Annotated in this window: 23 protein-coding genes; 10 read left to right on the forward strand and 13 right to left on the reverse strand. The window is 71.8% G+C overall.

What is annotated here, in order from left to right; genetic code table 11:
* Window positions 1-144: 144 nt before the first annotated feature.
* The gene (locus ACZ6S4_RS39225; protein WP_465479753.1) at window positions 145-2,073 is read right to left on the reverse strand and encodes a penicillin-binding transpeptidase domain-containing protein; all 1,929 of its coding nucleotides are present in this window, start codon (window positions 2,071-2,073) and stop codon (window positions 145-147) included.
* A gap of 215 nt (window positions 2,074-2,288) precedes the next feature.
* Here ACZ6S4_RS39225 and ACZ6S4_RS39230 point away from each other — a divergent pair, with 215 nt between their 5' ends.
* Window positions 2,289-7,253, forward strand: a complete 4,965-nt coding sequence (locus ACZ6S4_RS39230; RefSeq protein WP_465479754.1) for an NAD-glutamate dehydrogenase — start codon at window positions 2,289-2,291, stop codon at window positions 7,251-7,253.
* Window positions 7,254-7,314: 61 nt separating this feature from the next.
* On the opposite strand, the gene ACZ6S4_RS39235 is transcribed toward ACZ6S4_RS39230, so the two are convergent.
* Window positions 7,315-8,106 carry an alpha/beta fold hydrolase gene (locus tag ACZ6S4_RS39235; RefSeq protein WP_465479755.1) on the reverse strand — a complete coding sequence of 264 codons (792 nt, stop codon included), beginning with the start codon at window positions 8,104-8,106 and terminating at the stop codon, window positions 7,315-7,317.
* A 51-nt stretch (window positions 8,107-8,157) separates the two neighbouring features.
* On the opposite strand from ACZ6S4_RS39235, the gene ACZ6S4_RS39240 reads away from it, so the two are divergent.
* Window positions 8,158-8,763, forward strand: coding sequence for a TetR/AcrR family transcriptional regulator C-terminal domain-containing protein (locus ACZ6S4_RS39240; RefSeq protein ID WP_465479756.1), 606 nt, complete (start codon window positions 8,158-8,160; stop codon window positions 8,761-8,763).
* A 649-nt stretch (window positions 8,764-9,412) separates the two neighbouring features.
* Here ACZ6S4_RS39240 and ACZ6S4_RS39245 read toward each other — a convergent pair.
* The 4 genes from ACZ6S4_RS39245 to ACZ6S4_RS39260 all read right to left on the reverse strand — a co-directional run bounded on the left by ACZ6S4_RS39245 (window position 9,413) and on the right by ACZ6S4_RS39260 (window position 13,519).
* Window positions 9,413-10,045 carry a TetR/AcrR family transcriptional regulator gene (locus tag ACZ6S4_RS39245; protein ID WP_465479775.1) on the reverse strand — a complete coding sequence of 211 codons (633 nt, stop codon included), beginning with the start codon at window positions 10,043-10,045 and terminating at the stop codon, window positions 9,413-9,415.
* Window positions 10,042-10,377 carry a hypothetical protein gene (locus ACZ6S4_RS39250; protein WP_465479776.1) on the reverse strand — a complete coding sequence of 112 codons (336 nt, stop codon included), beginning with the start codon at window positions 10,375-10,377 and terminating at the stop codon, window positions 10,042-10,044. Before ACZ6S4_RS39250 ends, ACZ6S4_RS39245 begins: the two co-directional genes overlap by 4 nt.
* 176 nt (window positions 10,378-10,553) lie before the next feature.
* The gene (locus ACZ6S4_RS39255; protein WP_465479757.1) at window positions 10,554-10,979 is read right to left on the reverse strand and encodes a thiol-disulfide oxidoreductase DCC family protein; all 426 of its coding nucleotides are present in this window, start codon (window positions 10,977-10,979) and stop codon (window positions 10,554-10,556) included.
* Window positions 10,980-12,061: 1,082 nt separating this feature from the next.
* Window positions 12,062-13,519, reverse strand: coding sequence for a glycoside hydrolase family 3 N-terminal domain-containing protein (locus tag ACZ6S4_RS39260; RefSeq protein WP_465479758.1), 1,458 nt, complete (start codon window positions 13,517-13,519; stop codon window positions 12,062-12,064).
* A 173-nt stretch (window positions 13,520-13,692) separates the two neighbouring features.
* On the opposite strand from ACZ6S4_RS39260, the gene ACZ6S4_RS39265 reads away from it, so the two are divergent.
* The 3 genes from ACZ6S4_RS39265 to ACZ6S4_RS39275 are packed head-to-tail and all read left to right on the forward strand — an operon-like array spanning window position 13,693 to window position 16,655.
* The gene (locus tag ACZ6S4_RS39265; protein WP_360550187.1) at window positions 13,693-14,871 is read left to right on the forward strand and encodes an ROK family transcriptional regulator; all 1,179 of its coding nucleotides are present in this window, start codon (window positions 13,693-13,695) and stop codon (window positions 14,869-14,871) included.
* Window positions 14,872-14,919: 48 nt separating this feature from the next.
* Complete coding sequence (locus ACZ6S4_RS39270; RefSeq protein WP_465479759.1) at window positions 14,920-15,741, forward strand: ABC transporter ATP-binding protein; 822 nt, start codon at window positions 14,920-14,922, stop codon at window positions 15,739-15,741.
* A gap of 8 nt (window positions 15,742-15,749) precedes the next feature.
* Window positions 15,750-16,655 carry a ribokinase gene (locus ACZ6S4_RS39275; protein ID WP_465479760.1) on the forward strand — a complete coding sequence of 302 codons (906 nt, stop codon included), beginning with the start codon at window positions 15,750-15,752 and terminating at the stop codon, window positions 16,653-16,655.
* Here the strand turns inward: ACZ6S4_RS39275 and ACZ6S4_RS39280 are convergent.
* The 4 genes from ACZ6S4_RS39280 to ACZ6S4_RS39295 are packed head-to-tail and all read right to left on the reverse strand — an operon-like array spanning window position 16,652 to window position 18,981.
* Entirely contained in the window at window positions 16,652-17,539 is an 888-nt protein-coding gene (locus ACZ6S4_RS39280; protein ID WP_465479761.1) for a methyl-accepting chemotaxis protein, read from the reverse strand. The two genes, ACZ6S4_RS39275 and ACZ6S4_RS39280, sit on opposite strands and share 4 nt — an antisense overlap.
* Window positions 17,539-18,078, reverse strand: a complete 540-nt coding sequence (locus ACZ6S4_RS39285) for a PAS domain-containing protein (RefSeq protein WP_465479762.1) — start codon at window positions 18,076-18,078, stop codon at window positions 17,539-17,541. Before ACZ6S4_RS39285 ends, ACZ6S4_RS39280 begins: the two co-directional genes overlap by 1 nt.
* A 53-nt stretch (window positions 18,079-18,131) precedes the next feature.
* Window positions 18,132-18,494 carry a DoxX family protein gene (locus ACZ6S4_RS39290; protein ID WP_465479763.1) on the reverse strand — a complete coding sequence of 121 codons (363 nt, stop codon included), beginning with the start codon at window positions 18,492-18,494 and terminating at the stop codon, window positions 18,132-18,134.
* Window positions 18,495-18,516: 22 nt separating this feature from the next.
* Window positions 18,517-18,981 carry a DUF6232 family protein gene (locus ACZ6S4_RS39295; RefSeq protein WP_465479764.1) on the reverse strand — a complete coding sequence of 155 codons (465 nt, stop codon included), beginning with the start codon at window positions 18,979-18,981 and terminating at the stop codon, window positions 18,517-18,519.
* An 88-nt stretch (window positions 18,982-19,069) separates the two neighbouring features.
* Between ACZ6S4_RS39295 and ACZ6S4_RS39300 the strand changes: the two genes are divergently transcribed.
* From ACZ6S4_RS39300 to ACZ6S4_RS39315, 4 genes are all read left to right on the forward strand, one after another.
* Entirely contained in the window at window positions 19,070-19,843 is a 774-nt protein-coding gene (locus ACZ6S4_RS39300; protein ID WP_360550173.1) for an enoyl-CoA hydratase/isomerase family protein, read from the forward strand.
* An 87-nt stretch (window positions 19,844-19,930) separates the two neighbouring features.
* Window positions 19,931-20,479, forward strand: a complete 549-nt coding sequence (locus ACZ6S4_RS39305) for a hypothetical protein (RefSeq protein WP_465479765.1) — start codon at window positions 19,931-19,933, stop codon at window positions 20,477-20,479.
* A 40-nt stretch (window positions 20,480-20,519) separates the two neighbouring features.
* A complete protein-coding gene (locus tag ACZ6S4_RS39310; RefSeq protein ID WP_465479766.1) occupies window positions 20,520-22,661 on the forward strand; it encodes an Hsp70 family protein in 2,142 nt (713 codons plus the stop codon).
* A gap of 59 nt (window positions 22,662-22,720) precedes the next feature.
* Window positions 22,721-24,343: an acetolactate synthase gene (locus tag ACZ6S4_RS39315; protein WP_465479767.1), complete on the forward strand. Its 1,623-nt coding sequence runs from the start codon at window positions 22,721-22,723 to the stop codon at window positions 24,341-24,343.
* Window positions 24,344-24,353: 10 nt separating this feature from the next.
* On the opposite strand, the gene ACZ6S4_RS39320 is transcribed toward ACZ6S4_RS39315, so the two are convergent.
* From ACZ6S4_RS39320 to ACZ6S4_RS39330, 3 genes are read right to left on the reverse strand one after another with little or no spacing between them, the layout of a single operon-like run.
* Entirely contained in the window at window positions 24,354-24,686 is a 333-nt protein-coding gene (locus ACZ6S4_RS39320; RefSeq protein WP_465479768.1) for a PLDc N-terminal domain-containing protein, read from the reverse strand.
* Between the two features lie 38 nt (window positions 24,687-24,724).
* Entirely contained in the window at window positions 24,725-25,027 is a 303-nt protein-coding gene (locus ACZ6S4_RS39325; RefSeq protein WP_465479769.1) for a DUF202 domain-containing protein, read from the reverse strand.
* Window positions 25,024-25,431 carry a YidH family protein gene (locus ACZ6S4_RS39330; protein ID WP_465479770.1) on the reverse strand — a complete coding sequence of 136 codons (408 nt, stop codon included), beginning with the start codon at window positions 25,429-25,431 and terminating at the stop codon, window positions 25,024-25,026. Before ACZ6S4_RS39330 ends, ACZ6S4_RS39325 begins: the two co-directional genes overlap by 4 nt.
* A 182-nt stretch (window positions 25,432-25,613) precedes the next feature.
* On the opposite strand from ACZ6S4_RS39330, the gene ACZ6S4_RS39335 reads away from it, so the two are divergent.
* The coding region (locus tag ACZ6S4_RS39335) for an electron transfer flavoprotein subunit beta/FixA family protein (RefSeq protein WP_465479771.1) at window positions 25,614-26,224 on the forward strand (611 nt) is incomplete at its 3' end.

Raw genomic sequence — 26,224 nt, forward strand, 5'->3', positions numbered from 1 at the left:
CCCGCCCCGGGCCGCTGGTCGGTCTCGGCTGACCCGCCCCGGGCCGCTGGCCGGTCTCGGCTGACCCGCCGCCGGCCGCCAGCCGCCGGCCGAGCGAGGCGGCCCGGGCAACGACCTGTGCCCGAGAGCAGCAGGCCGCGGCCGCTACTTGTTGAGTGCGGTCAGGAACCGGGCCGCGATCGGCACCGCTGCCTCAGCCCCGGCCCCGCCCTTCTCCACCATCACCGCGAACGCGATGTCACCCTGCCAGCCCACGAACCAGGCGTGCGTTTCCTCTTCGCCGTCCTTGAACTCGGCCGTACCCGTCTTGCCCAGCACCGGCTTGCCCGGCGCGTCGGCCAGGTCCGTGGCCGTGCCCTTGGTCACGACCTCGCGCATCATCGTGTGCAGCGGCTGGATCGACGTCTGGGCCAGTTTCGGGCCGTCGGCGATCGGGGCGGCCGGGGCCGGCTCCGTCACGAGCTTCGGCTGGATGAACTGGCCGCGAGCGACCGCCGCCGTCGCGCCGGCCATCGCCAGTGGGCTGACCGCCGTCGCGCCCTGGCCGAAGGTTGCCGCGGCCAGCTCGGTGGGGCTGTTCGCCGGGGAGATCTTGCCGCTGAAGGAGTCGGCGCCGAGGTCCCACTTGGCGCCGAGGCCGAGCTTCGTCGCGGCGTCCTGCAGGCCGTCGGCGCCCAGCTTCGGGGCCAGGTTGACGAAGGCGGTGTTGCACGACTTCGCGAAGTCCACCCGGAACGGGACCGAGCCGAGCTCCATGTCGTGCGAGTTCTTGAACGAGCGGCCGCTGACCTTCTTGGTCTTCGGGCAGTCCACCTCGTCGTCGAGGGTCACCGCCTTCTTGTCCAGCAGGCCCAGCGTCGACACCATTTTGAACGTGGAGCCGGGCGGGACCTGGCCGGTCATCGCGGTGTTGACGCCGGCGCCTTCCGGGCCGTTGGCGACCGCGACGATGCTGGAGTCGCTGATCCGGATCGCCACCAGGGCGCTGGGCTGCTTCTCCTTGGCCACCGCGGCGTCGGCCGCGTTCTGCGTCGCGACGTCCAGGGTCGTCTTGATCGGTTTACCGGCGACCGGCTCGTTGCTGAACAGCTGCGAGTCCTCGACCTGGTCGTCGGGGGTGCGGCGGGCGATCACCACGGACTGGCCGGCGGTGCCGCGCAGCTGGGCGTCGTACCGCTGCTGCAGGCCGCCGTGCCCGACCTGGTCGTTCTCGCGCAGCGCTTCGGGGTTGGCGTCCAGGTCGTCGCGGGTGGCGGGGTCGACCGTGCCGAGCAGGGCGCGGGCGAACGGCCGGGTGGGGGCGAGCTCGCGCTGCCCCTCCTGGAAGACGGTGCCGTCGAGGGCGCGTACCCGATCCCGGATCTTGTCGTAGTCGGGGCGCCGCAGGGTGACGATGTCGATGAAGGCACCGTCGTCGGTCGCGTCCTTGACGCGTTCCGCGATGAGTTTGAAGTCCACGTCCACGTCGATGGACTTGAAGAGCTTGCCGAGCTCGGTGAAGAGTTTGGCCTCGTCGGTGATCCGGTTGGGGGTCACGCCGACGGTGACGACCGGCCGCTGGGTGACGATCGGCTTGCCGTCGGCGCCGAGCACGTCGGCCCGGTCGGCGGCCTTGCGGCGCAGCTCGAGACGGTCGCCGGCGGTCAGCTCGCTGTGCACGATGGCCGGCTCCCAGATCACCCGCCAGCCGTCGGTGTTGCGCTTGGTGAGCCGCACGGTGCTCTGGTACGACCAGGAGGTCCCGCCCGGCAGCGTCCAGTCGAGCTTCACCGGGCCCGAGGCGATCTCGCCGGTCTCCTTGGGCTTGCCCTCGGCCGAGAGCAGCAGCGACGACTTGTTGAGGTCGCCGGCCAGGCCCTGCAGCTGGGTGAAGACGTCGTTCGCCGAGATCTTGGCGCCGTCGGCGGTGACGAAGCCGGTCTTGCTCAGGTCGCCGTTGCGCCAGCCCTTGAGGAACGTGTCCAGGGTGTCGCCGGGGCCGTCCGAGCCGGAGCAGGCAGCCGCGCCGCCTGTGATCAACAGCAGGCCGGCCATGGCGGCCAGGACCCGGCCAGCACGTCCGTTGCCGCGCATGATGCCACCCTTCCCTCGGCTCGATTCGAGAAACCTACGGAACGGTAACCGGAGTCGGGCCGCCACGTTGACCCGTGGTGGGTGAGATGTATCAAATTCGGGTGTCGGATCTCTTCCGCGCACCCCGGGTGTGGCCCGGACTGTCGGGGGGACGTTCTAGGCTGATGCCCGAAACGTCGAACCCACAATGTCGTGGGTGAGGGGAGCCCTAGGTCATGGCCGTCGCCGATGAGGCAGCGATCGAATCCGATCCCGAGCTGGATTTCGGGCCCGGCCCCGGGCTGGCCCTGACAGGCCGGCTGGGGACGTCCGACGATGAGCTCGACGAGCCGTTGCCCAACGCCGAGCGCCTGGTGGCGCAGGCGGTGGAGCTCGCGGGGCAGGACCACACCACCGCGTCGCTGGTCGGCCGCTTCTGGCGGTTCGCGCCCGACGAGGAGCTGGTCGGTTACACGCCCGCCGAGATGCATGCGGCAGCGCTCGCGCACCGTGAGCTGGCTCATACCCGGCGCCCGGGTGAGCTGCGGCTGGACATCAGCGCCCCGACCGAGCGGCAGTCGCACACCGTGCTGTCGATCGTCACCGACGACATGCCGTTCCTGGTCGACTCGGTCACCGCCCTGCTCGTCGCCCACCAGCTCGACGTGCACCTGCTGGTGCACCCGCTGATCGTGGTCCGGCGCGGGCCCGACGGCGAGCTGACCCAGGTCGAGGCCGACGTGGAGCCCGACGACGCGATCGACGGCGACCTGGTGGAGAGCTGGATCCGGGTCGAGGTCGACCCGGTCCGCAACGCGGAGGCCCGCGCCCAGCTGCACCAGGAGCTGTGCCGGGTACTGACCGACGTGCGCGACGCGGTCGACGACTGGCCCCGGATGCGCCAGCGCGCGGTGGTCATCGCCGACGAGCTGGCGGCGGCCCGCGGCTCCGAGCGCAAGCTGCCGGTGCCGGACAAGGACGTCACCGACACGATCGAGCTGCTCAAGTGGCTCGCCCACGACCACTTCACCTTCCTCGGCTACCGGGAATATCAGCTCGACGGCGACGTCCTCACCGCCGTGCCGGGCACCGGCCTGGGCATCCTGCGTGGCGACAACAGCACTCCCCGCAAGCTGTCCTCGATGGCCCCCGAGGCGCACCGCCGCGCCCTGGAGAAGCGGCTGCTGGTGATCACCAAGGCCAACTCCCGGGCCACCGTGCACCGCTCGGCCTACCTGGACTACATCGGCGTCAAGGTCTTCAACGAGTCCGGCGAGGTGGTCGGCGAGCGCCGCTTCCTGGGCCTGTTCTCCAGCTCGGCCTACCGCACCAGCGTCCGCGAGCTGCCGGTGGTCCGCCGCAAGGTGATGGAGGTGCTGGACCGCTCCGGGCTCTCGCCACGCGGGCACTCCGGCAAGGACCTGCTGCAGATCCTCGAGACCTATCCGCGTGACGAGCTCTTCCAGATCAAGACCGATGACCTGTACGAGGCGGTCGTCGGCGTGCTGCGGATGGCCGGCCGCCGGCAGCTGCGGCTGTTCCTGCGCCGCGACGGGTACGGCCGCTTCATCTCCTGCCTGATCTACCTGCCCCGGGACCGGTTCACCACCAGCAATCGCCAGGCGATGCAGGAGATCCTGCTGCGGGAGCTGAACGGCATCGGCGTCGACTACACGACCCGGGTGACCGAGCGGATGCTCGCCCGGGTGCACTTCATCGTGCGCACCGACCCGGCCGACCCGCCGGGCGCGGTGGACCCGAACGTGCTGGCCGAGCTGCTCGCCGACGCGACCCGGATGTGGGACGACGACTTCTCCCTGGTGCTCGAGCGCAAGCTGGGCGAGGAGCCGGCCAAGGACCTCTTCCACCGGTACGCGCCCGCGTTCCCGGACAGCTACAAGGACGGCCACACGCCGTACGAGGCGGTCCAGGACATCGCCAAGCTGGAGCTGCTGGAGGAGACCGGTCAGCTGGAGATGCACCTCTACCGCAAGCGGCACGTCAACCGCGACGGCAATGCCGAGCCCGACGACGCCGACGTGCGGTTCAAGGTCTTCCGGTACGGCGAGCCGATGATGCTCTCCGCCGTCCTGCCGGTGCTGCACTCGCTGGGCGCCCAGGTCGTCGACGAGCGGCCGTACGAGGTGCGCCGCCCCGACGGCACCGTCTACCTGTACGACTTCGGTCTGCTCCCGCCGGCTGCCCATCGGGAGCTCTCCGAGGTGCGCCCGCAGGTGGAGAACGCCTTCGCGGCGGCGTGGCGGGGCGAGGCCGAGGTGGACGGCTTCAACGAGCTGGTGCTGCGGGCCGGGCTGACCTGGCGGCAGGTCGTGGTGCTGCGGGCGTACGCGAAATATCAGCGGCAGACCGGCAACGTCTTCTCCCAGCGCTACGTGGAGTCGACCTTCATCGCCTACCCGGAGATCGCCCGCCTGCTGGTGCAGCTCTTCGAAGCGCGGTTCTCGCCGCGCCTGGAGCTGGTCGAGGAGGAGCGCGCGCGGCGCGGCGACGAGCTGGTCGAGCAGATCACCACCCTGCTCGACGGCGTCGACAGCCTGGACCAGGACCGCATTCTGCGTTCCTACCTGACGCTCATCCAGGCCACGCTGCGCACGAGCTTCTTCCAGCGCGGCGCCGACTCCCGCCCGAAGTCGTACGTGGCGTTCAAGCTCGACCCGCAGGCCATCCCGGACCTGCCGGCGCCCCGGCCGAAGTACGAGATCTTCGTCTACTCACCCCGCTTCGAGGGTGTGCACCTGCGCTTCGGCGCGGTCGCGCGCGGCGGACTGCGCTGGTCGGACCGCCGGGAAGACTTCCGCACCGAGGTGCTGGGCCTGGTCAAGGCCCAGATGGTGAAGAACGCGGTGATCGTGCCGGTCGGCGCCAAGGGCGGCTTCGTGCTCAAGCAGGCTCCGGGCGACCGGGACGAGGCTGTGGCGTGCTACCGCCTGTTCATCGGCGCGCTGCTCGACGTGACGGACAACATCCACAGCGGCAAGATCGTGCCGCCGGTCGATGTGGTCCGGCACGACGGCGACGACCCCTACCTGGTGGTCGCGGCGGACAAGGGCACGGCTACGTTCTCCGACATCGCCAACGAGATCTCGGTGAGCAAGGACTTCTGGCTCGGCGACGCGTTCGCCTCGGGCGGCTCGGCCGGCTACGACCACAAGAAGATGGGCATCACCGCCCGCGGCGCGTGGGAGTCGGTCAAGAAACACTTCCGCGACCTGGGCGTCGACACCCAGTCACAGGACTTCACAGTGGTCGGCGTCGGCGACATGTCCGGCGACGTCTTCGGCAACGGGATGCTGCTCAGCGAGCACATCCGGCTGGTGGCCGCCTTCGACCACCGGCACATCTTCCTGGACCCGGACCCGGACGCCGCCACGTCCTACACCGAGCGCCGCCGGCTGTTCGACCTGCCGCGCTCCTCGTGGGCCGACTACGACGCCTCACTGATCAGCGAGGGCGGCGGCATCTATCCGCGGACAGCCAAGTCCATCCCGGTCACGCCGCAGGTCCGCGCGGTGCTGGGGCTGGGCGACGCGACAGCCGTGAGCCCGACCGAGTTGATGCGCGCGATCCTGGCCGCGCCCGTCGACCTGCTGTTCAACGGCGGCATCGGCACCTACGTGAAGGCGAGCACCGAAACCCACGCCGAGGTGGGAGACAAGGCCAACGACCCGATCCGGGTCAACGGCTACGAGGTACGGGCCAGGGTCGTCGGCGAGGGCGGCAACCTGGGCCTGACCCAGCGCGGCCGGATCGAGTACGCCCGGGTCGGCGGGCCGCCGGACGAGAGCGGCAGCGGCCACGGCGGCCGGATCTTCACCGACTTCATCGACAACACCGCCGGCGTGGACTGCTCCGACCACGAGGTCAACATCAAGATCCTGCTCGGCGGCGCGGTCACCGACGGCGAGCTGAGCCTGCCCGACCGCGACGAGCTGCTGGCCGCGATGACCGACGAGGTCGCCGCGCTGGTCCTGCGGGACAACTACGAGCAGGCCGCCGCCCTCGGCAACGCCCGGTCGCAGGCTCACTCGCTGCTGCCCGTGCACCGCCGGATGCTCACCACGCTCGAACAGTCGGGCCAGCTCAACCGCGAGCTGGAGGCGCTGCCGAGCGACAAGGAGCTGGCCGCGCGCCACGAGGCCGGTGAGGGGCTGACCGCTCCGGAGTTCGCGGTGCTGCTCGCGTACGTGAAGATCTCGCTCGAACGCCAGGTCCTCGCCGACGTCCTGGTGGACGAGGCATGGACCAACGACGTGCTGGCGCGGTATTTCCCCACCCCGCTGCGCGAGCGCTACGCGGCCCGGATGGCCGGCCACCGGCTGCGCCGCGAGATCATTTCGACGGCCCTGGTCAACGAGGTGGTCAACCGCGGCGGCACGTCGTTCGTCTTCCGCGCGATGGAGGAGAGCGGGGCGTCGGCGGCGGACGTGATCCGCGCGTACGTCGTGGTCCGCGACGTCTACGGCCTGCCCGACCTGTGGGCGGCGGCGGAGCAGCTGGACAACGAAGTGCCGACGCCGGCGCAGACGCTGGTCTATCTGGAGACCCGGCGGCTGCTCGACCGGGCGGTCCGCTGGCTGGTCAGCAACCGCCGCTCGCCGATCGACGTGGCGGGCGAGATCGCCCGGCTCCGCCCCGGCGTCGAGGCGCTGCTGGCCCAGCTGCCGACGGTCGTGATCGGTGTCGAACGCCGTTCCCTGGAGAGCCACGTGACCACGCTGGCGGAACGCGGCATCCCGGAGCAGTTGGCCGACGCGATCTCCCGGGTGGTCTACGGCTTCGGCATGCTGGACATCCTGGAAACGGCCCGGGCGACCGGCCACGACGCGACCGAGGTGGCGAAGGTCTACTTCGTGATCTCGGAACGCTTCCAGATCGACGTGCTGCTGTCGCACATCTCCCGCCTTCCGCGCGGCGACCGCTGGCAGACCCTGGCCCGGATGGCGCTGCGCTACGACCTGTACGCGGCCCTGGCCGGCCTGACGGCGGAAGTGCTGCAGTCGACCCCGGCATCGGCGGCGCCGGAGGACCGCCTGGCCGAATGGGAGCAGGTGAACGCGGCATCGATGGCCCGTACGGGAAACGCGATGGGCAACGTGGAGGAAGCACCCGCGGATTTGGCGGCGTTGTCTGTGCTGCTGCGGCAGATCCGTACGTTGGTCAAGACTTCGTCGGCTGTGTGAGGGCTGGAGGTCGCGTCCGGCGTTGCCGGGCGCGGCCTCGGTCCCCGAGCGCTTCTGGCGGTCAGTGGTGGGCGACGTTCTCGTCGATGAACTTGGCGATGGCCTTCGCCACTCTCTGCGGTGCGCGGCGTTCGGCGTTGTGGCCCTGGCCGTGCAGTAGCAGGCGGCGGGCGTTGGGCAGCGTCTGCTCGAGCGCGTCCAGCCGTTCCGCCAGATGCCGCGGTGACTTGTCCCCGCCGAGCAGCAGGATCGGCATCTTCAGCTCCGCGTACGCCGCCAGCCGCACCCCCAGCGCATCCAACGCGTCGTTGTCGTCCAGCTGCCGCACCACCCGCTGCCGGTACTCCGGGTGCCGCCCGACAATGAAGCCCGCCAGCCAGGCCAACGGCGCCGGCATCCGGACCACGTCCCGCAGGAAGATGGCCAACGCCTTTCCCGGCTTGTCCTGGGCGATCGCCGCGCGGGCCCGCGCAAGCTTGTCGTCACTCAGCGGCGCGCCGATCACCACCGGCGGCTCGTAGAGCACCGCGCCCGCGTATGCCCCGGGGTTCGCGACCAGTGCCTCCAGCGCCACCACCGCTCCCGACGAGTGCCCGACCAGCACCGGCCGGTCCAGCTGCGCCGCGATCGCTGCCACGTGCCCGACCTCCTGCGCTATCGTCGACGGTCCGGGCAGGTCCATGCGGTAGCGGCGGCGCTCCAGCCGTACCGTCCGGAAGCGGTCTCGCAGCAGGTCCGTGACCGGCTGCCAGACCGTGCGGTCTCCCATGCCGCCGTGGATCACCAGGATCGGCGTGCCGATGCCCTCCTCCACTGCTTGTGCTTCCGTGCCGTCCTCCGCGAGTGCCCGCATGACTCCTCCTTAGCGCCGCTAAGGAGAACTTAGCACTGCTAAGGTGGCGTCGTGAAGGGCTTGACGCGCGAAGTGCTCATCGAGGCGGGGCTGAAGCTGCTCGACGAGGTGGGCCTGGAGGGTCTGACCGTGCGCCGCCTCGCCGCCGAACTGGGCGTCCAGTCGCCGGCGCTCTACTGGCACATCCGCACCAAGCAGGAACTGCTCGACGGCATGGCGAACGCGATCATCGTGCGCGCGGGCATGGGGCCACCTCGCCCGGGCGAGCCCTGGCAGGAGTGGCTGGCCCGGCGGGCGCGGTCCTACCGGGCGTCACTGCTGGCCAGCCGCGACGGCGCCCGCGTGGTCTCCGGAGCCGTGCGCGGCCGTGAATCGGTCCGCCACTTCGAGCAGGAACTCGCGGCGATGGTGGAGCGCGGCTTCACCCCCGTCCAGGCTCTGCGCACGATCACTGTGCTGAGCCACTACATCAACGGCCACGTCCTGCAGGAACAGGCAGTGGCCTCGACCATGGCCGAGCGCGGTGAGCGCCCGGACCTGAGCGAACTGCCGACCCTGGCCGCGGCCCTCCGGTCCGGCAGCCCGATCGGCGACGAGGTCTTCGAGTACGGCCTCGCAACGCTCATCAAAGGTACGGAGTCCGTCCTGCACCCATAGCCGGTTATCCACAGCCCCGGCGTTGTCCACAGGGGTCCCCGCGGCACCCGCGGATTGCGGCAAGCTCTTCGCATGACTTCCACGACGGCGACGAATGGCCTGAGCGGCCGCGTCCTGCAAGCTCACGGCACCGATCAGCCGGCGTCGCCTGGCAACCGGCGGGCCGCCACTCAAGATTCGCCTCGACGGCGCGGAGTGCGGGGCGCCTGGCCTTGACCGATGCGGTGATTCTGACGAGAAGCGCCGCCGTTTCGGCAGCGCGCAGTCCGATCGCCGGCGCCCGTTCGATATCCGAGTCGGCGGCTGCCTCGCTGAATTGCGGCGGCAGTGTGAGCCGGGCGCTTCACCCGATGATTGCTCCCGAAATCATCGGCGCGCCCGGCCCACCATCCGTGCCGCAGGGTGGTCTCGAACCGGTCCCGAGGTTCGAAGCCCTGCGACATCCCCAGATCCACCTGCAAAAGTGACGCTACGTGGCGACCGGTGCACGGGGGAAGCACCGGGTGTGCGATATGGCCGTTCGGCTGGCCGATTCCAGGCGACAGATCCGGCTATAGCTGCCCGGGCGGGCCGAAAACACCACCCACCAGCGCGCCCAGCTCACGCAACAGTAACTGAGAGTAAAGAAGGGTGCCGATGCGGAACGTGATCAATCTTCGCGGCGGATGGTGTCGAGCAGGGCCAGGATCTGGCGCAGTGCGGGGCGCAGCACGCGCAGCCGCGACAGCCCGACCAGGCGGTCGACGAGCGGCACGACGCCGTCGATGAGGCGCCGGGTTCGGCGCTGGTCGGGGGAGCGGTCGTAGACCCAGAAGAGGACTACGCCCATCCAGCCGAGCCACAGCAACTCGGGCAGTTCCTTGCGCAGCTCCGGGTCGAGCTTCGCCGAGGAGCCGTCAACCACGTCCCGGAAGATCGCGATGGCGGCCTCCCGGGCCGGCGACGACTCCCGGGAGAACGGACTCAGCGGCGAAGACGGCTCGGCGGCGGTCTTGAAGAACGTGGCGGCGAACGAGTGGTAGGGCTGGTTGACGTCGATCCCGGCGTGCAGCACACCCCGCAGCCGGGCGGCGAAGTCCTTCTCGTTGGCGAACACAACCTCGGCGGCGGTCCGGTGCGCAGCCTGGTTGCGGTCGTAGAACCCCTGAATGAGGTGTTCCTTGGAATCGAAGTAGTAGTAGGCGTTCCCGACCGCGACACCGGCTTCCTTGGCGACGGCCCGCATGGTGGTCTCGGTGTAACCCCGCTCCCGGAACAGCCGCAAGGCGGTCTCCAGGATCAGCTGCCGGGTCTGCTCACCCCGCGGCCGCCGCGGCTTTTCCTCGCCAGCCTCCGGCTTTCCGCCGGCGAAGGCGCCACCGCCTTTACCGTCGGCTCCGGCGCCGCCGTCGGCTCCGGCGCCGCCGTCGGTTCCAGCGCCGCCGTCGGTTCCAGCGCCGCCGTCGGTTCCAGCGCCGCCGTCAGTGCCGGCGTCACCGCCACCGCTGCCGTCACCGTCACCGCTGCCGCTGCCGCTGCCGCCACCGCTGCCGTCACCGCTGCCGCTGCCGCTGCCGCTGCCGCCAGCGTCAACGCCAGCGTCGATGTCACTCTCGCCGCGAGCGCCGGCGCCACCAGAACTACCGTCGCCGCCATCGTCCGTGCCGGAACCGGAGGCCGGGCTCACGCTCTCAGCCTTCGGAGCAGCGCCGAGCCCGCCCGCCGGAGCCGTTCCCGTCGCCGTCGCCGGCTCAGGGGACGGACTGTGGGGGAGCGCCGGAGAGGCAACGCCGGGCTCATCGGCGGCGGGGTCAGCGGCACTGGTCGTCACACACGTCACCGTAGTCGTCCGCCCGGGTCGACTGGCGGACGGCAGCGGCCGCGGCAATGAAGCGCCGCGCTGTCGGCAGCAGCCGCGGGGAGCTGAGCCGCTCGGCCATCCCGCGGTAGTCCGCCAGCGCCCACAGGCAGGCCAGCCAGGCCCCGTCCGAGACATAGACCAGGCCACCGTCGGTGATCACGGTCAGATCCCGCAACGTGGCGGGATGGTCCAGCCCGGGAAAGCGCTGCCGGGCCTCGGCCGACCCGGCAGGCACAAAGAGCAACGGTACGAGCTGAGCGCGGCCCGCAAGCCACCGATGCGCGGCGCGGCAGATAGGGCAGCCCTCGTCGTAGAGAACGGTGAAATACCCGATCCGGCCGGCCCCGTGACCGGCCGGATCGGTGGTCCTCGTCATGCCGGCGCGGGCGGCGGAACAGGCCCCGCCATCCCCTGCCCAGGCCACTCATTCGGCCGGGCGCCGCCTTGGTCAGCTCCGGCATGGCCCGCACCGGGATAGCCAGCCCCGCTTTGGCCGGCACCCGGATGCCCGGCAGTGCCCGGCCCACCAACGCCCGACCCGGCAGCGCCCGGCCCAGCGGTGCCCGGCCCGCCAACGCCCGACCCGCCAACGCCCGACCCGGCAGCGCCCGGCCCGCCAACGCCTGGCCCGGCAGTGCCCGACCCAGCAGCGCCCGGCCCGGCACTGGCCCCGCCCGGACCTGCAGCGCCCGACCCGGCTACGCCGGGCCCAGCCGTGCCGTGCCTGGCCGCGCCAAGACCTGTCCCACCTGATCCCGCCGTTCCGCCGGGACCAGCCGCGCTCGGCCCGCCAACGCCCGGCCCGGCCCACCCGCCTTGACCAGACATTCCGCCGGGACCAGCGACTCCGCCGGGCCCACCCATACCGCCAGGCCCACCGGGATGCCCGGCACCCCCAGGCCCGCCACCCGGCCCCCCAGGCTGCGGATACATCGGCAACCGCCCAGCCGGCGGCAACGGCGGCATCCCCTGCTGCTGCCGCAACCGCCCCCGCCGATACCGCCCCAGAAAGAACACATTGCAGACATGCAGCACCCCGAGCACGAGCAACACAAACCCGATCTTGTAAGACAGGGTCTCCAACGCCCGGGCCGCATCCGGCACCCGGGCGTTTGAGCGCATAGCCACCGCCACAAACCCCAGATTCAGCAGGTAGAAGCCCATCACCAGCAGCTGGTTGACCGCCCGGGCCAGGCGGTTGTCGGCGAAGACGTCTTCCAGGAAGACCAATCCGTTGCGGGACAGCGTGGTCGCCACCCAGACCGTCAGCGCGATGCTGACGATCAGGTAGGCGAGGTACATCCAGACCTTGTGATCCACGACCTCCGCCTTTCTTGAACGCGTTCAACTGGTGTCGTGATCAGCGTAGGACGTTAGTTGAACGTGTTCAAGGAGATCTGGGGCACAAAGAGAGGCAGCGGCGGGTGGCGGCCCGCCGCTGCCTCAGTTCCGGGTGTCTCAGTGGGTTGTGGTCAGCCCGAGGGCTTCCGCTGCGGCGCGCCCACTGGCATGGCTCGCGCCGTACGTGGTGACAAAAGCTCGCGCCCCGATCGGCCGCCAGCTTGCCGGCCAGCCCATCTCCACCACCGCCACAGTATGCCGCGCCGCGAGGGTTTCGATGAGCGCTCGGCTCGCTTGTGCTCGATGGGTGTGTCGCCCGACGACCACGATCGGCCGCGCCCCCGCCTGTTCGACCAGGGTCTCCGCATCCGTGTCAGCGGCCACCACGGACACTTGCTCGGTGCCGTTCAGGTGCGGCCGCAGGCCCCACGGCACGCGGCCTTCCGCTATCGAATGGCCCGACCGGAGTTGCACCACCAGCGAGTCCGCAAAGTCCACGAGGGAGCCTTCGACCCGTACCGCCCGGCGGGCTGCCGTGTAGCCCAGCCCGGCGTCGTGCCGCAGGGGCGTCACCGGGCGTTGGGTCCACGCGGTCAGCGCCGCTGTTCGTTCCGCGGCGTTCTCCAGCCGGCTCAGCGTGAGCCTGCCTTCGCCGAGGCCGGCGACGATTTCCGCTGCCACCAGTTCGACCAGGTCCAGGCTCACCCGGGCGCCGATGCACAGCAGGTCCGCACCTGCCGCCAGGGCCAGCACCGCGGCTTCGCCGATGCCGCCCGCGGCCTGGGCGGCTCCCTTCATCTCCAGCGCGTCCGTGATGACCGCCCCACCGAAGCCGTACTCGCCGCGGAGCAGGTCGGTCAGTGCCGCGTGGCTGAAGGTGGCCGGGCCGGCGCCGGTCAGTGCGGGTACGCGGATGTGCGCCGTCATGATCGCTTGCGTGCTCGCCGCCACCGCTGCCGCGAACGGGGGCAGGTCGCGGCCGCGCAGCACCTCCAGCTCAGCGTCCACCGTGGGGAGTTCGAGATGGGAGTCGGCCGTTGTCGCGCCGTGGCCCGGGAAGTGTTTGGCGCAGGCGGCGACGCCGGTCGACTGCAGGCCTTCGATCGCGGCGCTCGTGTGCCGGGCGACCAGTGCGGGGTCCGCGCCGAACGAGCGGGTGCCGATGACCGGGTTGTCGTCGGCCGTGTTCACGTCGACCGTCGGGGCCAGGTCCAGGGTGATCCCGGCCTCGGCCAGGTCGGTGCCGATGGCCGCGTAGACCGAGCGGGTCAGCTGCGGGTCGTCGACCGTGCCGAGGGCCGCGTTGCCCGGGTACGGGCTCCCGACCCGGTGGGCCATCCGGGTCACGTCGCCGCCCTCCTCGTCGATCGCGATCAGGGCGTCCCGCCGTACCGTGCGCAGCTCCGCCGTCAGCCGGCCCACCTGGGCCGGGTCCGCGATGTTGGTCCCGAACAGGGTGTGCCCGGCCAGGCCCTCGGCCAGCAGCGCGGCCGCCCACTCCGGGGCCTCGGTCCCCGGGAACGCCGCGAGCAACGTGCGCAGAGCCAAGCGGCGCAGTCCTGGGTCGGTCGCCATGGTGTCCTTCCTCGGGTCCGGCTCTGGTTTTCCGGCCGGCCGGACTGCATGATCGTCAGATGTCTATCGGGTACGCGGCGCAACCAGTGTGCGCGCTGACCGTTACGCTGCGGCTACATGATCTGCGCCGGTCACCGCAATAGGAAGCACTCCTAAACACCAAGGGACGAGTTATGGCCGCCACCCGCCTACCGGGTACCCCGCGACTGCTGCGGGCGCTCAACGACCGTGCCGCGCTCGAGCTGCTGCTCGCCAAGGGTCCGCTGACCCGCGCGCAGCTCGGCGAGATGACCGGGTTGAGCAAGGTGACCGCCTCCCAGCTGGTCGAGCGGCTCGAGGAGCGGGGCCTGGTGCGCCGGGTGGGTGAGCAGGCCGGCGGCCGCGGCCCCAACGCCCAGCTGTACGCGGTCACGCCCGGTAGCGCCCACGTCATCGGCGTCGAGGTCCTGCCCGACCGGGTCATCGCGGCCTGCGCGGACATCACCGGCGAGGTGGTCGGCCGCAGCGAGCAGTCGACCCAGGACAGCGACGATCCGGTACGCGCAGTGCACAGCGCCGTGGTCCAGGCGGCCGGCCGGGGTGGCACCGACATGGCCTCCGTCCGCCGGGTGGTCCTCGGCACGCCCGGTCTCGTCGACCCGAAGACCAGTGAGGTCTCCTTCGCCTTCGACCTGCCGCGCTGGCACCGCGGCCTGCTCGCCGAGCTGCGCAAGGACCTGAGCACGCCGGTGGTCTTCGGCAACGACGTCAACCTGGTCGCCATCGCCGAGCAGCACGTCGGCGCGGCCAAGGGCGTCGACGACTTCGTGCTGATCTGGGTCGGCCGGGGCGTCGGTCTGGCCACGGTGATCGGTGGCCGGCTGCACCACGGCAGCACCGGTGCCGCCGGCGAGATCGGCTACCTGCCGGTGGCCGGCGCCGAGATCCCCCGCGACGTGACCAAGCGCGGCGCCAAGGGCGCCTTCCAGACCCTGGTGGCCTCGGACGCGGCCAAGGCCATCGGCAAGAAGTACGGCTTCCGCGGCGCCGAGTCCGCCGACGTGGTGCGCGCCGCCGTCGCGGCCGGCGCGGCGGGTGAGCCCCTGCTCGACGAGCTCGCCGCCCGGCTCGCCCTCGGCGTGGCGGCGACCTGCGTGGTGCTGGACCCGCCGCTGGTGGTCCTGGCCGGCGAGGTCAGTCAGGCCGGCGGCACCGCGCTCGCCGAACGGGTCGAGAGTGAGGTCGCCGCGATCACCCTCGTCGCGCCCAAGGTCGTGATCAGCGAGGTCGCCGTCGAGCCGATCCTCAACGGCGCGCTGCTGACGGCGCTGGAGTCGGTCCGCGACGAGGTCTTCGGATCCACCACCGGTTGACCGGGCACGGCGTCGGGGGCCCCGGGCCCTGCATGGTTGGATGGATGCGTGCTCGAGGCAGCGACTGCGACCCCCACCCCACCTGACGAAGACACCGTCATCTCCTTCGACCGGGTGAGCGTCATCCGCGGCGGCAGCTACCTGCTGCGCGGGCTCTCCTGGCAGGTGGAGCTGGACGAGAGATGGGTCGTGCTGGGCCCCAACGGCGCCGGCAAGACCACGCTGCTCAACCTGGCGTCCGGCCGGCTGCACCCGTCCCGCGGCACCGCCTGGATCCTCGGCGAGCGGCTGGGCCGCACCGACGTCACCGAGCTCCGCACCCGGATCGGCATCACCACCGGTCAGCTCGCCGACCAGGTGCCGCCCTCGGAACGCGTGCTCGACGTCGTGGTCACCGCGGCCTGGTCGGTCGTCGGCCGCTGGCGGGAGAGCTACGACCCGCAGGACGAGGCGCGGGCCCGGGCCCTGCTGGAGCAGCTGGGCATGGGCGCGCTGGTCGAGCGGGAGTTCGGCACCCTGTCCGAGGGTGAGCGCAAGCGCACCCAGATCGCCCGCGCGCTGATGACCGACCCCGAGCTCATGCTGCTCGACGAGCCCACCGCGGGCCTGGACCTGGGCGGCCGAGAGGACCTGGTCGGCCGGCTGACCGAGCTGGCCGAGGACCCGGACGCCCCGGCGATGGTGCTGGTCACCCATCACGTCGAGGAGATCCCGCCCGGTTTCACCCACGCGATGCTGCTGCGCGAGGGCACTGTCGTGGCGGCGGGCCTGCTCGGCGAGACGCTGACGGCGGCCAACCTGTCCAAGACGTTCGGGCTGCCGCTGCAGGTGCAGCGCTCCGGCGACCGGTACATGGCCCGGGCGGCCTGAGGCAGACGATGGCCGACACCTCCCCGCGCATCGTCGTCGCCGGCAGCGCCAACATGGACCTCGTCGGGCTTGCGCCGCGGCTGCCGTTGCCGGGCGAGACCGTGCTCGGCGACGACTTCGTCATGACACCGGGTGGCAAGGGCGCCAACCAGGCCATCGCCGCCGCCCGGGCCGGCGGCCGGTGCGCGCTGCTCGGGGCGATCGGCTCGGACGCGTTCGGCGTGACCATCAAAGCCCGGCTCAACGCGTCCGGGGTGGACACCGAGAACGTACGGACCAGCTATGGCGCTTCCGGTGTCGCGGTCATCATGGTCGACCGGGCGGGAGAGAATTCGATCATCGTGAGCCCCGGCGCGAACAGCTCGTTCGCCGGGCTGAGCGCGGCCGAGACGGCGGTGATCGCCGACAGCGACGTGCTGCTGTGCCAGCAGGAGATCCCGGCGGACACGGTGGTCGCGGCCGCGCAGGCGGCCCGGGCGGGCAACACCCGGATGATCCTGAACGCGGCCCCGGCCCGGGAGCTGCCGCAGGAGCTGCTGGACGCGGTGGACCTGCTGGTGGTCAACGAGGGCGAGGCGAACGCGATAACCGGGTCGGCCGAGCCGGACATGCCCGCCCTGCTGGCCCTGGTGCCGCGGGTCGTGCTGACGCTGGGCGGCGCAGGTTCCTGGTACGCCGACCGAGACGGCCACGACGAGCGCATCCCGGCCTGCCGGGTCGACGTGGCGGACACCACCGCGGCCGGTGACGCCTTCACCGGGGCGCTGGCGGTCGCCTGGGGCGAGGGCCGGGACCTGGTGCAGGCGGTGCGCTGGGCGAACGCGGCCGGCGCGGCATGCGTACGCAAGGTGGGCGCCAGCAACGCCCTGCCCAGCCGCGCCGAGATCGACGCGCTGTACACCCAGAACTACTAGGACTGGCGGGCCATCGTCACGAAGCGGTGCACCTCGCTGCGCAGCACCTCGGCCAGTTGGCTCAGTCCCGCCGTACCGGAGTCGTGACCGCCGTCGACGGCGGCCGCGATGCCGTTCACCAGGCCGCTCATCTCCCGGATGCTGCCGGTGATGACCTCCAGCACGCCGACCGCGTCCGCCGCCGCCTGCTGCACCGTGTTGACCTGGCCCAGGATCGCCGAGCTGGACTCGCTGGTCTCATTGGCCAGATTCTTGACCTCGCCGGCCACGACGGCGAAGCCGCGGCCGGCGTCGCCGGCCCGGGCCGCCTCGATGGTGGCGTTGAGGGCCAGCAGGCGGGTCTGCGAAGCCACCGAGTTGATCAGATCGACCGCATTGCGAATCTGCTCGGACGCCGTTCGCAGCGAACCGACCGTCTCGACCCCACGCTCGGCCCCGGTTACCGCCTCACGCGCGAAGTCCGCGAGCCCGTTCGCCGACGCACCCATCTCGGTGGCCGCCGTCGCCACCTGCTCGGAGACGGTGAGCACCGCGTTCTCCAGCTCGTCGGCGAGAGCTGATCTCGACCGGGCCGCTTCGGCGAGCTGCGCCGTGGACTTGCTCATCTCGTCGGTCGACTGGGCGATCCGGGCGGCCGCGTCGCGGAACGCGCCCTGCATGCCCCGCGGCAGGAACCGCCGGTGATAGCGGCCCTCGGCGGCCGCGCCGAGCGCCGCGCCGGCTTCCCGGACGAACGAGTCGGTCTTGTCGAGCAGCCCGTTGAGCGCGTGCCGGGCCGCCTGGGCCTCCGGTGACTCGCCGATGGACGGCAGCCGGGCCTCGAAGTCGCCGGCGGCAGCGCGGGCGCAGACATCGGTGATGAGCCGCAGGGTGTCGCTCTGCACTAGTACGCACCGTTCGTGAGAGACCAAACGAATTCGTCATATGTCTGGTTGCGCTCGGCCAGGATGCCCCGGAGCCGGGCCCAGGACGCGTCCAGCCCGGCGGGGGAGTTCTCGTGCCGGCGTTCCTCGGCCCGCAGCTCGGCATAGATCTTGCTGATCGCCGCCACCGGGCCGGGCTCCGGGCGCCGCCGGCTGGAGTGGTAGCCGACCAGCCGGCCCTGCGCGTCCGAGGACGGCGTGACGTGCGCCAGCACCCAGTAGTGGGCGCCGTCGGTGGCCAGGTTGACCACGTAGGCGAAGACCTCCTGGCGGTCGCCGAGGGCTTCCCAGAGCAACTTGAAGATCGCCCGGGGCATGTCGGGATGCCGGATGATGTTGTGCGGCTTGCCGATGGTCTCGTCCTCGTGCAGCGCCGACAGGCGCAGGAAGACGTCGTTGGCGTAGGTCAGCACGCCGCGGGGATCGGTCTTGGTGACGATCAGTTCGTCTTCGCCGAGCGTGCGCTCCACGCCGGTCGGCCGTACCTGGGTGGCCCTCATGATCCTCGTATCGTCGCTGCCCGGCGGCCCGTCGCGCGGCGATTTCGGGGAAATCAGCGCCGGGCCACGCGCAGCCCCCAGAGCACCAGCGGAATCTGCAGCGGCAGCCGTCCATAGGCGATCGCGCGGCGCGCCGGCGGGGCCTCCCGCCAGTCCATCGCCATCTTGACGTTCGCGGGGAACACCGCCGCGAACAGGCCGGCGGCGGCCAGCCCGCCGAGCCGGCGGGTGCCGGGATTGGCGACCGCGGCGGCGACAGCCAGCTCGGCCACGCCGCTGAGCAGGGTCCACGTGCGCGGGCGGCCCGGCAGCGAGCGCGGCACGATGGAGTCGAACGGCTTCGGGGTGAGGAAGTGCAGCACCCCGGAGGTCGCGAGCAGGCCGGCGAGCGGCAACGCGCCCCGGGCGTTCGTCATGGCACTCCTTGCCCGCGGCACCTCAGTGGGCAACGGTGTCGTGGTCCAGGGCGCGTTGCAGGGCCCGGTAGATCTGGCCGAAGCGCTGCGCGTTGTCGGTGTCCAGCAGCAGGACCTCGGAACCGCGGATACGGGCCCAGATCTCGCGGCGGCGGCTGCCCTTGTCGTACGAGCGGTCGACGAACTCCAGCAGGACGTCGGACAGCGGCGCGGCGGCCAGGCCGATCAGGATGCCGCCACCGATCAGAGCGACGGTGGTGGCCGTCGAGGCGTTGATGACCAGGGCCACCAGCACGCCCACCGCGCCGATCACGAGCGGGACGATCATCGCGATGCCCAGGACGCCGCGCCCGGCGACCGCGCTCCACGAACGGCGGCCCTGCCGGTGCCACACCTGGGCGAAGTCGCTGAGGCGGTACTCCCGGCCGCTCATGCGGACCCCGGCCGACGTGACCAGCACGTCCGGATCGCGGTAGTAGGTGATCATCGCCCCTCCTCGGTGTCCCATGCTACTTACCCTGGCGAGCCGGGCCTTACGCTGTCGGTGACTGAACGATCGCTAGGGAGGCATGCGCGTGGGTGAGTTCGTACGACTCGAGACGAGCGACGGCATCGGCACGATCCGGCTCGACCGTCCCCCGATGAACCCGCTGAACACCCAGGTGCAGGAGGAACTGCGGGAGGCGGCCCGGGCGGCGGCCGAGGAGCCGCAGATCAGGGCGGTGATCGTGTACGGCGGGGAGAAGGTGTTCGCCGCCGGCGCCGACATCACCGAGTTCACCACCACGACGTACCAGGAGATGACCGTCCGGGCGGCCGCCCTGTCCAGTGCGTTCGACGCGATCGCCCGGATCCCGAAGCCGGTCGTCGCCGCGGTGACCGGCTACGCCCTCGGCGGCGGCTGTGAGCTGGCGCTGGCCTGCGACTGGCGGGTCGTCGCGCAGGACGCCAAGCTCGGTCAGCCGGAGATCAAGCTGGGCCTCATCCCGGGCGCCGGTGGCACCCAGCGGCTGGCCCGGCTCATCGGCCCGGCGAAGGCCAAGGACCTGGTGTTCTCCGGCCGGATGGTGGACGCCGAGGAGGCCCTGCGGATCGGGCTGGCCGACCGGGTGGTGCCCGCCGCCGACGTGTACGCGAGCGCGGTCGAGCTGCTCAAGCCGTACCTGAATGGTCCTGCTCTGGCCCTGCGGGCCGCGAAGCTGGCCATTGACGGCGGCCTGAGCACCGACCTCGCCTCGGGTCTGGCCTGGGAGAGCCAGCTGTTCGCCGGGCTGTTCGCCACCGACGACCGGATCGAGGGCACCACGGCGTTCGTCGAGAAGCGCAAGCCCAAGTTCACCGGCCGCTGATCCGGTCCGCTGAGCTCGCCGGACTCAACCGAGAAACGCTGCGGTAGATCTCGCGTATATCGATCTGTTGCCATAAAGTTCCCCTCTGTGACGATGCCCGGTGTGCGCGTGACCTCGGTCCGGCGCACCGTGCGCGTGGCCGTGGCCCTGGTCGCCGGCCAGGCCCTGCTCTGCGGGATCATCGGTTTTGTCACATTCGGCGGTGACGATGCGAAGTCCGGCGGGCGGGCCGCGGAGCCGCAGCTCGCCGGGCCGCCGATCGTCGTGCCGAGCACGAACTCGGCACCGCCCAGCGAGCAGGCCGAGCGGCCGGTGTCCGCCAGCACGAAGCAGACCCGCACGGAACGGCCGACCTCCCCGGCCCCGGCCGCCGTGCGGAGCTCCACCACCCGGTCGATCAGCCCGACCCGGACCACCACGGCGCCCGCGGCGCCCGTCCCGCCGCCGGCGCCGACCACGTCACCGACGGATCGCGCGCTGCTGCCGCCGTCGGCCCCGGCGCCCGAGGACGACGCACCCATCCCCGTTGCCGACGAGCCCTGCGACGACGCGGGAGCGACCGGCCGGACCGCCGAGGGCAAGGCCGTCCGCTGTGAGCGGGACCGCGACGGCGACCTGCGCTGGCGCCTCGTCTAGCGAGATCATCAACTTCCCGGCTGCGCCTACACTGGCGCGCATGTCCATCGACCAGGGTCGGCACTCGCTCGGCGTCGACTTCGGCACCTCGAACACCGTCGCGGTGGCCCGCTGGCCCGACGGGCGGGCCCGGCCGATCCTCGTCGACGGTTCCCCGCTGCTGCCCTCGGCCGTTTATGCCGAGGCCGGCGGGCACCTGGTGGTGGGCCGCGACGCCGTGCACAGCGCCCGGCGCGACCCGGGCCGCTTCGAACCCAACCCGAAACGCCGCATCGACGACGGGCTGGTGCTGCTCGGCGACGAGGAGTTCGAAGTCGTCGACATGATCGCCGCGGTGCTGGTCCGGGTGGCCGACGAGTGGCACCGCGCGGTCGGCCCGGTCCGCCCCGAGCTCACCCTCACCTGCCCGGCGACCTGGGGCGCCACCCGCCGGGGGCTGCTGGCCGAGGCCGCCGCCCGGGCCGGGCTGACCCGGGCCCGGCTGGTGGCCGAGCCGGTCGCCGCGGCCACCTACTTCGCCGAGGTGCTGGGCCGGGAGGTGCCGATCGGCTCGGTCGTGGTGGTGCACGACTTCGGCGCCGGCACCTTCGACGTCAGCGTCGTCGCCCGCACCGCGGAGGGCTTCGAGGTGCTGGCCGTGGACGGCCGGGACGACCTCGGCGGGCTGGACATCGACGCCGCCCTGGTCGAGCACATCGGCAAGCTCTGCGCCGAGCGCGACCCGGCGATCTGGCAGCGGCTGACCGAGCCGGCGACCCTGGAGGACCGGCGCGCCCAGCGGCAGCTCTGGGACGACGTGCGGATCGCCAAGGAACGGCTGTCCCGGCTCCAGTCGGCCGACGTGGTGGTGCCGCTGCTCGACCTGGAGCTGCACGTCACCCGCGAGGAGCTGGAGGAGCTGGCCCGGCCGGTCCTGGACCAGACCGTGCAGGTGACCCGGGACCTGCTGCGCTGGGCCGACCTGGCCGAGGGGCGGCTGGCCGGGGTGTTCCTGGTCGGCGGAGCGAGCCGGATCCCGCTGGTGGCGACGCTGCTGCACCGGGCGCTGGGCGAGGCACCGGTGGCGATCGAGCAGCCCGAGCTGGTGGTCGCCGAGGGCAGCATCCTCGCGGACGCCGCGCTGCTGGCCGAGGAGCCGGCCGCGCCCGGTCCCACCGCCGAGATGCGGCTGCTCTCCCGGCAGCAGCAGCGTTCTTTCCCCGCGCCGCCCGCTTTCCCGGCGCCGCCCACGGTTGCGCATCCCGCCGCCGGGATGCCGCACGCGGCGGTTTCCGTCCCGCATTCGGGCGCTCCCGCGGGTTCCGCCCTGCATTCGGGCGCTTCCGGCGCTTCCGCGCCGCATTCGGGCGCCCCGGCGGCCCCGCATTCGGGAGCCCCAGCGTCTTCTACGCCGCATTCGGGTGCTCCGGCGGGATCCGCGCCGCATTCGGCCGCTGGGGCAGCATCTGCGCCGCATTCGGGTGCTCCGGCGGGATCCGCGCCGCATTCGGCCGCTGCGGCGGGATCCGCGCCGCGCTCGGGGCCTCCGGCGACCTCTTCGCCGCGCTCGGGGCCTCCCGCGACTTCTTCGTCGCGTTCGCGGATGGACGACGCGGAGACCGTGCCGTCAGCGCGGGATCAACTGCTGCCGCCACCTGCCGTCGACCCGTGGCCCGACGCCCAGCAGCACTGGGTGCCGGACCCGGATCAGACTGTCGCGTCCGAACCCTCCTGGGACGTGCACGCCCTGCCACGGACCCCGCCGCCGACCAACGATGCGGCCTCGGCCGGGGCAGCCGACAAGACGGCGCGGCGACCCACGGCCGTGACCCGTCCGATCTCACCGTCCGGCGGCCGGTTCGCGACCGGCTCCGTGGCCGGCCGGCCCGTGTCCCCGTCCGGCGCGCGCTCCGCCGCCGGATCGGTGTCCTCCCGGCCGGTGCCGCCGCAGGCGCGTCCGGCGGCGGTCGAACGGCCCGCGCGTACGACCAAACGGGACGCACCGTCACGACCCGTGCCCCGTCAGCGCAAGCGCACCGGCGGCCCGCTGCGCTTCCTCCAGGTGCTGCTCAGCATGCTGGTTCTGGTCACCGTGCCGGTGGTGGCCATGGTCGCGGCGTACAGCGTGATCGCGAGCGTGTCGATGGAGGACGCAGTCCGGTTCATCGCGGAGGACCTGCGGCGGCTGCTGGAGCGAGTCTGATTCATCTTTTCCCGATCGCCCGGTAGCGTGCTGGCGAGGACCGAGCGGCGGGAGCTGGCATGGCGGAGATGATCGAGGGCCACGGCGGGGACCTGGCGCTGGCGGCGCTGCGGGCGTACGGCGTGACGGAGATGTTCACCCTCTCCGGCGGGCACGTCTTCCCGCTGTACGACGCCGCGCACAAGGCCGGTTTCCCGATCTACGACGTACGGCACGAGCAGTCCGCCGTCTTCGCCGCCGAGGCCGTCGCCAAGCTCCAGCGCCGCCCCGGCCTCGCCGTGCTGACCGCCGGGCCCGGTGTCACCAATGGCATCTCCGGCCTGACCAGCGCGTTCTTCAACGCCTCGCCGGTGCTGGTGCTCGGGGGCCGGGCGCCCGCCTTCCGCTGGGGCTCGGGCAGTCTCCAGGAGATCGACCACGTGCCGCTGGTTACCCCGGTCACCAAGTACGCCGCCACCGTCACCGGCACCGAGGAGATCCCCGGCGAGGTGGCGAAGGCGCTGACCGCCGCGCTGACCGCCCACCGCGGCCCGGCGTTCCTCGACCTGCCGCTGGAGGTGCTCTTCTCCAGCGAGAATGTCGCCGCGCCGGGCGCACCCGAGATCCCGGTCGTGCAGCCCGACCCGGAGCAGGTCAAACAGGCGGCGACGCTGCTGGCCGCCGCCGAGCGCCCGGTGATCATCGCCGGCTCCGACGTGTGGGGCGGCGACGCGATCGCCGAGCTGCGGGCCGCCGCCGAGGCGCTGCGGATCCCGGTCTTCACCAACGGCATGGGCCGCGGCGCGCTGCCGCCCGGTCATCCGCTCGCCTTCGCCAAGGCCCGCCGCCCGGCGCTGAACGAGGCCGACGTGGTGGCCGTCATCGGCACCCCGCTCGACTTCCGGCTCGGCTTCGGCGAGTTCGGCGCGGCTCAGGTCGTGCACATCGTCGACGCGCCGAGCCAGCGCGCCGGGCACGTGGAGACAGCCGTCTCACCCGCCGGTGACCTGCGACTCATCCTCACCGCGCTGGCCGAGCACAGCGGCCAGCGGGCGGATCACAGTGAGTGGATCGAGGGCCTGCGCGCCGCCGAGGACGCCGGCAAGGCCCGCGACGCCGAGGCGATGGCCGCGGAGAGCGACCCGATCAAGCCCGCCCGGATCTACGGCGAGCTGCGCAAGGTGCTGGCCCCCGACGCGGTCACCATCGGCGACGGCGGGGACTTCGTCTCGTACGCGGGCCGCTTCCTGGAGCCCGCCCAGCCCGGCACCTGGCTCGACCCGGGCCCGTACGGCTGCCTCGGCACCGGCATGGGCTACGCGATGGGGGCCAGGGTCACCTACCCCGACCGGCAGATCTGTGTGCTGATGGGCGACGGTGCGGCCGGCTTCTCGCTGATGGACGCCGAGTCACTGGCCCGGCAGGGCCTGCCCGTGGTGATCGTGGTCGGCAACAACGGCATCTGGGGCCTGGAGAAGCACCCCATGCAGGCCATGTACGGCTACGACGTGGCCGCGGACCTGCAGCCCGGCCTGCACTACGACCGGGTGGTCCAGGCGCTGGGCGGGGCCGGCGAGACCGTGGAGAAGTCGTCGGAGCTCGGCCCGGCTCTGGAGCGTGCGTTCGACGCGGGCGTGCCGTACCTGGTCAACGTGCTGACCGACCCGGCCGACGCCTACCCGCGGTCGTCGAACCTGGCCTGACGGGCCCGGTTCACTCGTCCTTCTCCAGATCACGCTCCCACTGGGCGAGCAGCTCCCGGTCGCGCTTGGACTGCTCGGTGTCCACCGAGCGCAGGAAGTCGGGATCGTCGTCCGGCGCGGCCGGACGTGGCTTGCGCAGCACGGGGCCGTGCTCCCGCGGCGGCGCCTTGGGGCGTCCCGAGACGAAGTAGGCGAGCGGACCGAGCAGGGGGATCAGCAGGATGACGAGCACCCAGAGCACCCGCGGCATGGTGCGGACCCGGGGGACCGACAACACGCTGATGAGCGCGAGCACCAGAAGGACGAGCTGCACCGCAGCCAGGAAGACGAACAACCGGACCATGAGGCAATGATGACGCGCCGCACCGGTAACGGCGACGATCAGAGCGTGACAAGCACCGTTGCGAGGATCGCGAAGGCCACCGTGATCCCCGCATAGGCGGTGATAGTGCGCTGACCGGGCCGCGGCGGCTGCAGCCCGAGACCACGGGCGCGGCGGTACGCGAGAGCGACCAGCGCGGCCCAGCCGGCCAGGGCGCCCGCCGCCACCAGATACGTGCCGGGCCCCGCCGCCGGGCTGAACGCCGGTCGTGCCGCCAGCAGAGCGACCGCGGTCGCCGACAGGCCGGTACGCCGCCAGGCCAGCCGGGTGCGTTCCGCCGAGGCGCCGGGATCGGTGGTCACCCGACTGCCTTGATCACCACGGCGCCGACCAGCAGCAGCGCGCCGAACGCGACCACCAGCGCCAGGATCGCCGGGAAGCGGGACTTGGGCAGGTCGGCGCCGAGTCGCATGGCCCGTTCCGTACGCGCCCAGTGGTCCACCGCCCGCAGCGCGACCACCCCGCCGAGCAGCAGCAGGGCGATGGCGATGCCCTCGCGCAGGTGGGTGATCGGCAACGGCGGCAAGAACTGCGCGCAGGCGAGTCCGCCGGCCAGCAGCGCCAGCGCGGTCCGGATCCAGGCCAGGAAGGTGCGCTCGTTGGCCAGCGAGAACCGGTAGTCCGGCTTCTCGCCGACCACCGGGGTCTTCTGCGGGTTGAACCACTGGTCGAGCACCTGGGGATTATCGACCAGTGAAGTGAACATTCGCACCCGGCTCCTCCCGCCCCCGCATCGCCGCCGTGGGAGAAGATGGATCAGATCCATCGGTGAGGTGAGTCACTCTCGGTGGTGGAGACCCCTATGCTACCGACGGGTAACATCGGCCGGGGGGACAGCAGCCACGGCTGCAGGCGTGCGTCCACAAACAGGAGGGTCGTCGAAGCGCGATGAACATCGTCGTACTGGTCAAGCAGGTGCCCGACTCCGGTGCTGAGCGCACCCTGAGCCCGGGTGACAACACCGTCGAGCGGTCCTCGGCGAACAACGTCATCAATGAGATGGATGAGTACGCCATCGAGGAGGCGCTGAAGATCAAGGAGGCGCATGGTGGCGAGGTGACCGTGCTGACGATGGGTCCCGAGCGCGCCACCGAGTCCATCCGCAAGGCTTTGTCGATGGGCCCCGACAAGGCCGTACACATCACCGACGACGCCCTGCACGGCTCGTGTGCCGTGGCGACTTCCAAGGTCCTGGCCGCCGCCCTGGGCACCCTCAACGCCGACCTCGTGCTGTGCGGTGCCGAGTCGACCGACGGCCGGGTCCAGGTCATGCCGCACATGCTGGCCGAGCGGCTGGGCGTCGCGGCGCTGACCGGCGCCCGCAAGCTGACCGTCGACGGCAGCCGGCTGACCGCTGAGCGGCAGACCGACGAGGGTTACGAGGTCGTGACCGCGGCCACGCCAGCCGTGGTCAGTGTCTGGGACACCATCAACGAGCCGCGCTACCCGTCGTTCAAGGGCATCATGGCGGCGAAGAAGAAGCCGGTGCAGACGCTGTC

The sequence above is a fragment of the Actinoplanes sp. NPDC051405 genome (genome assembly GCF_055586185.1).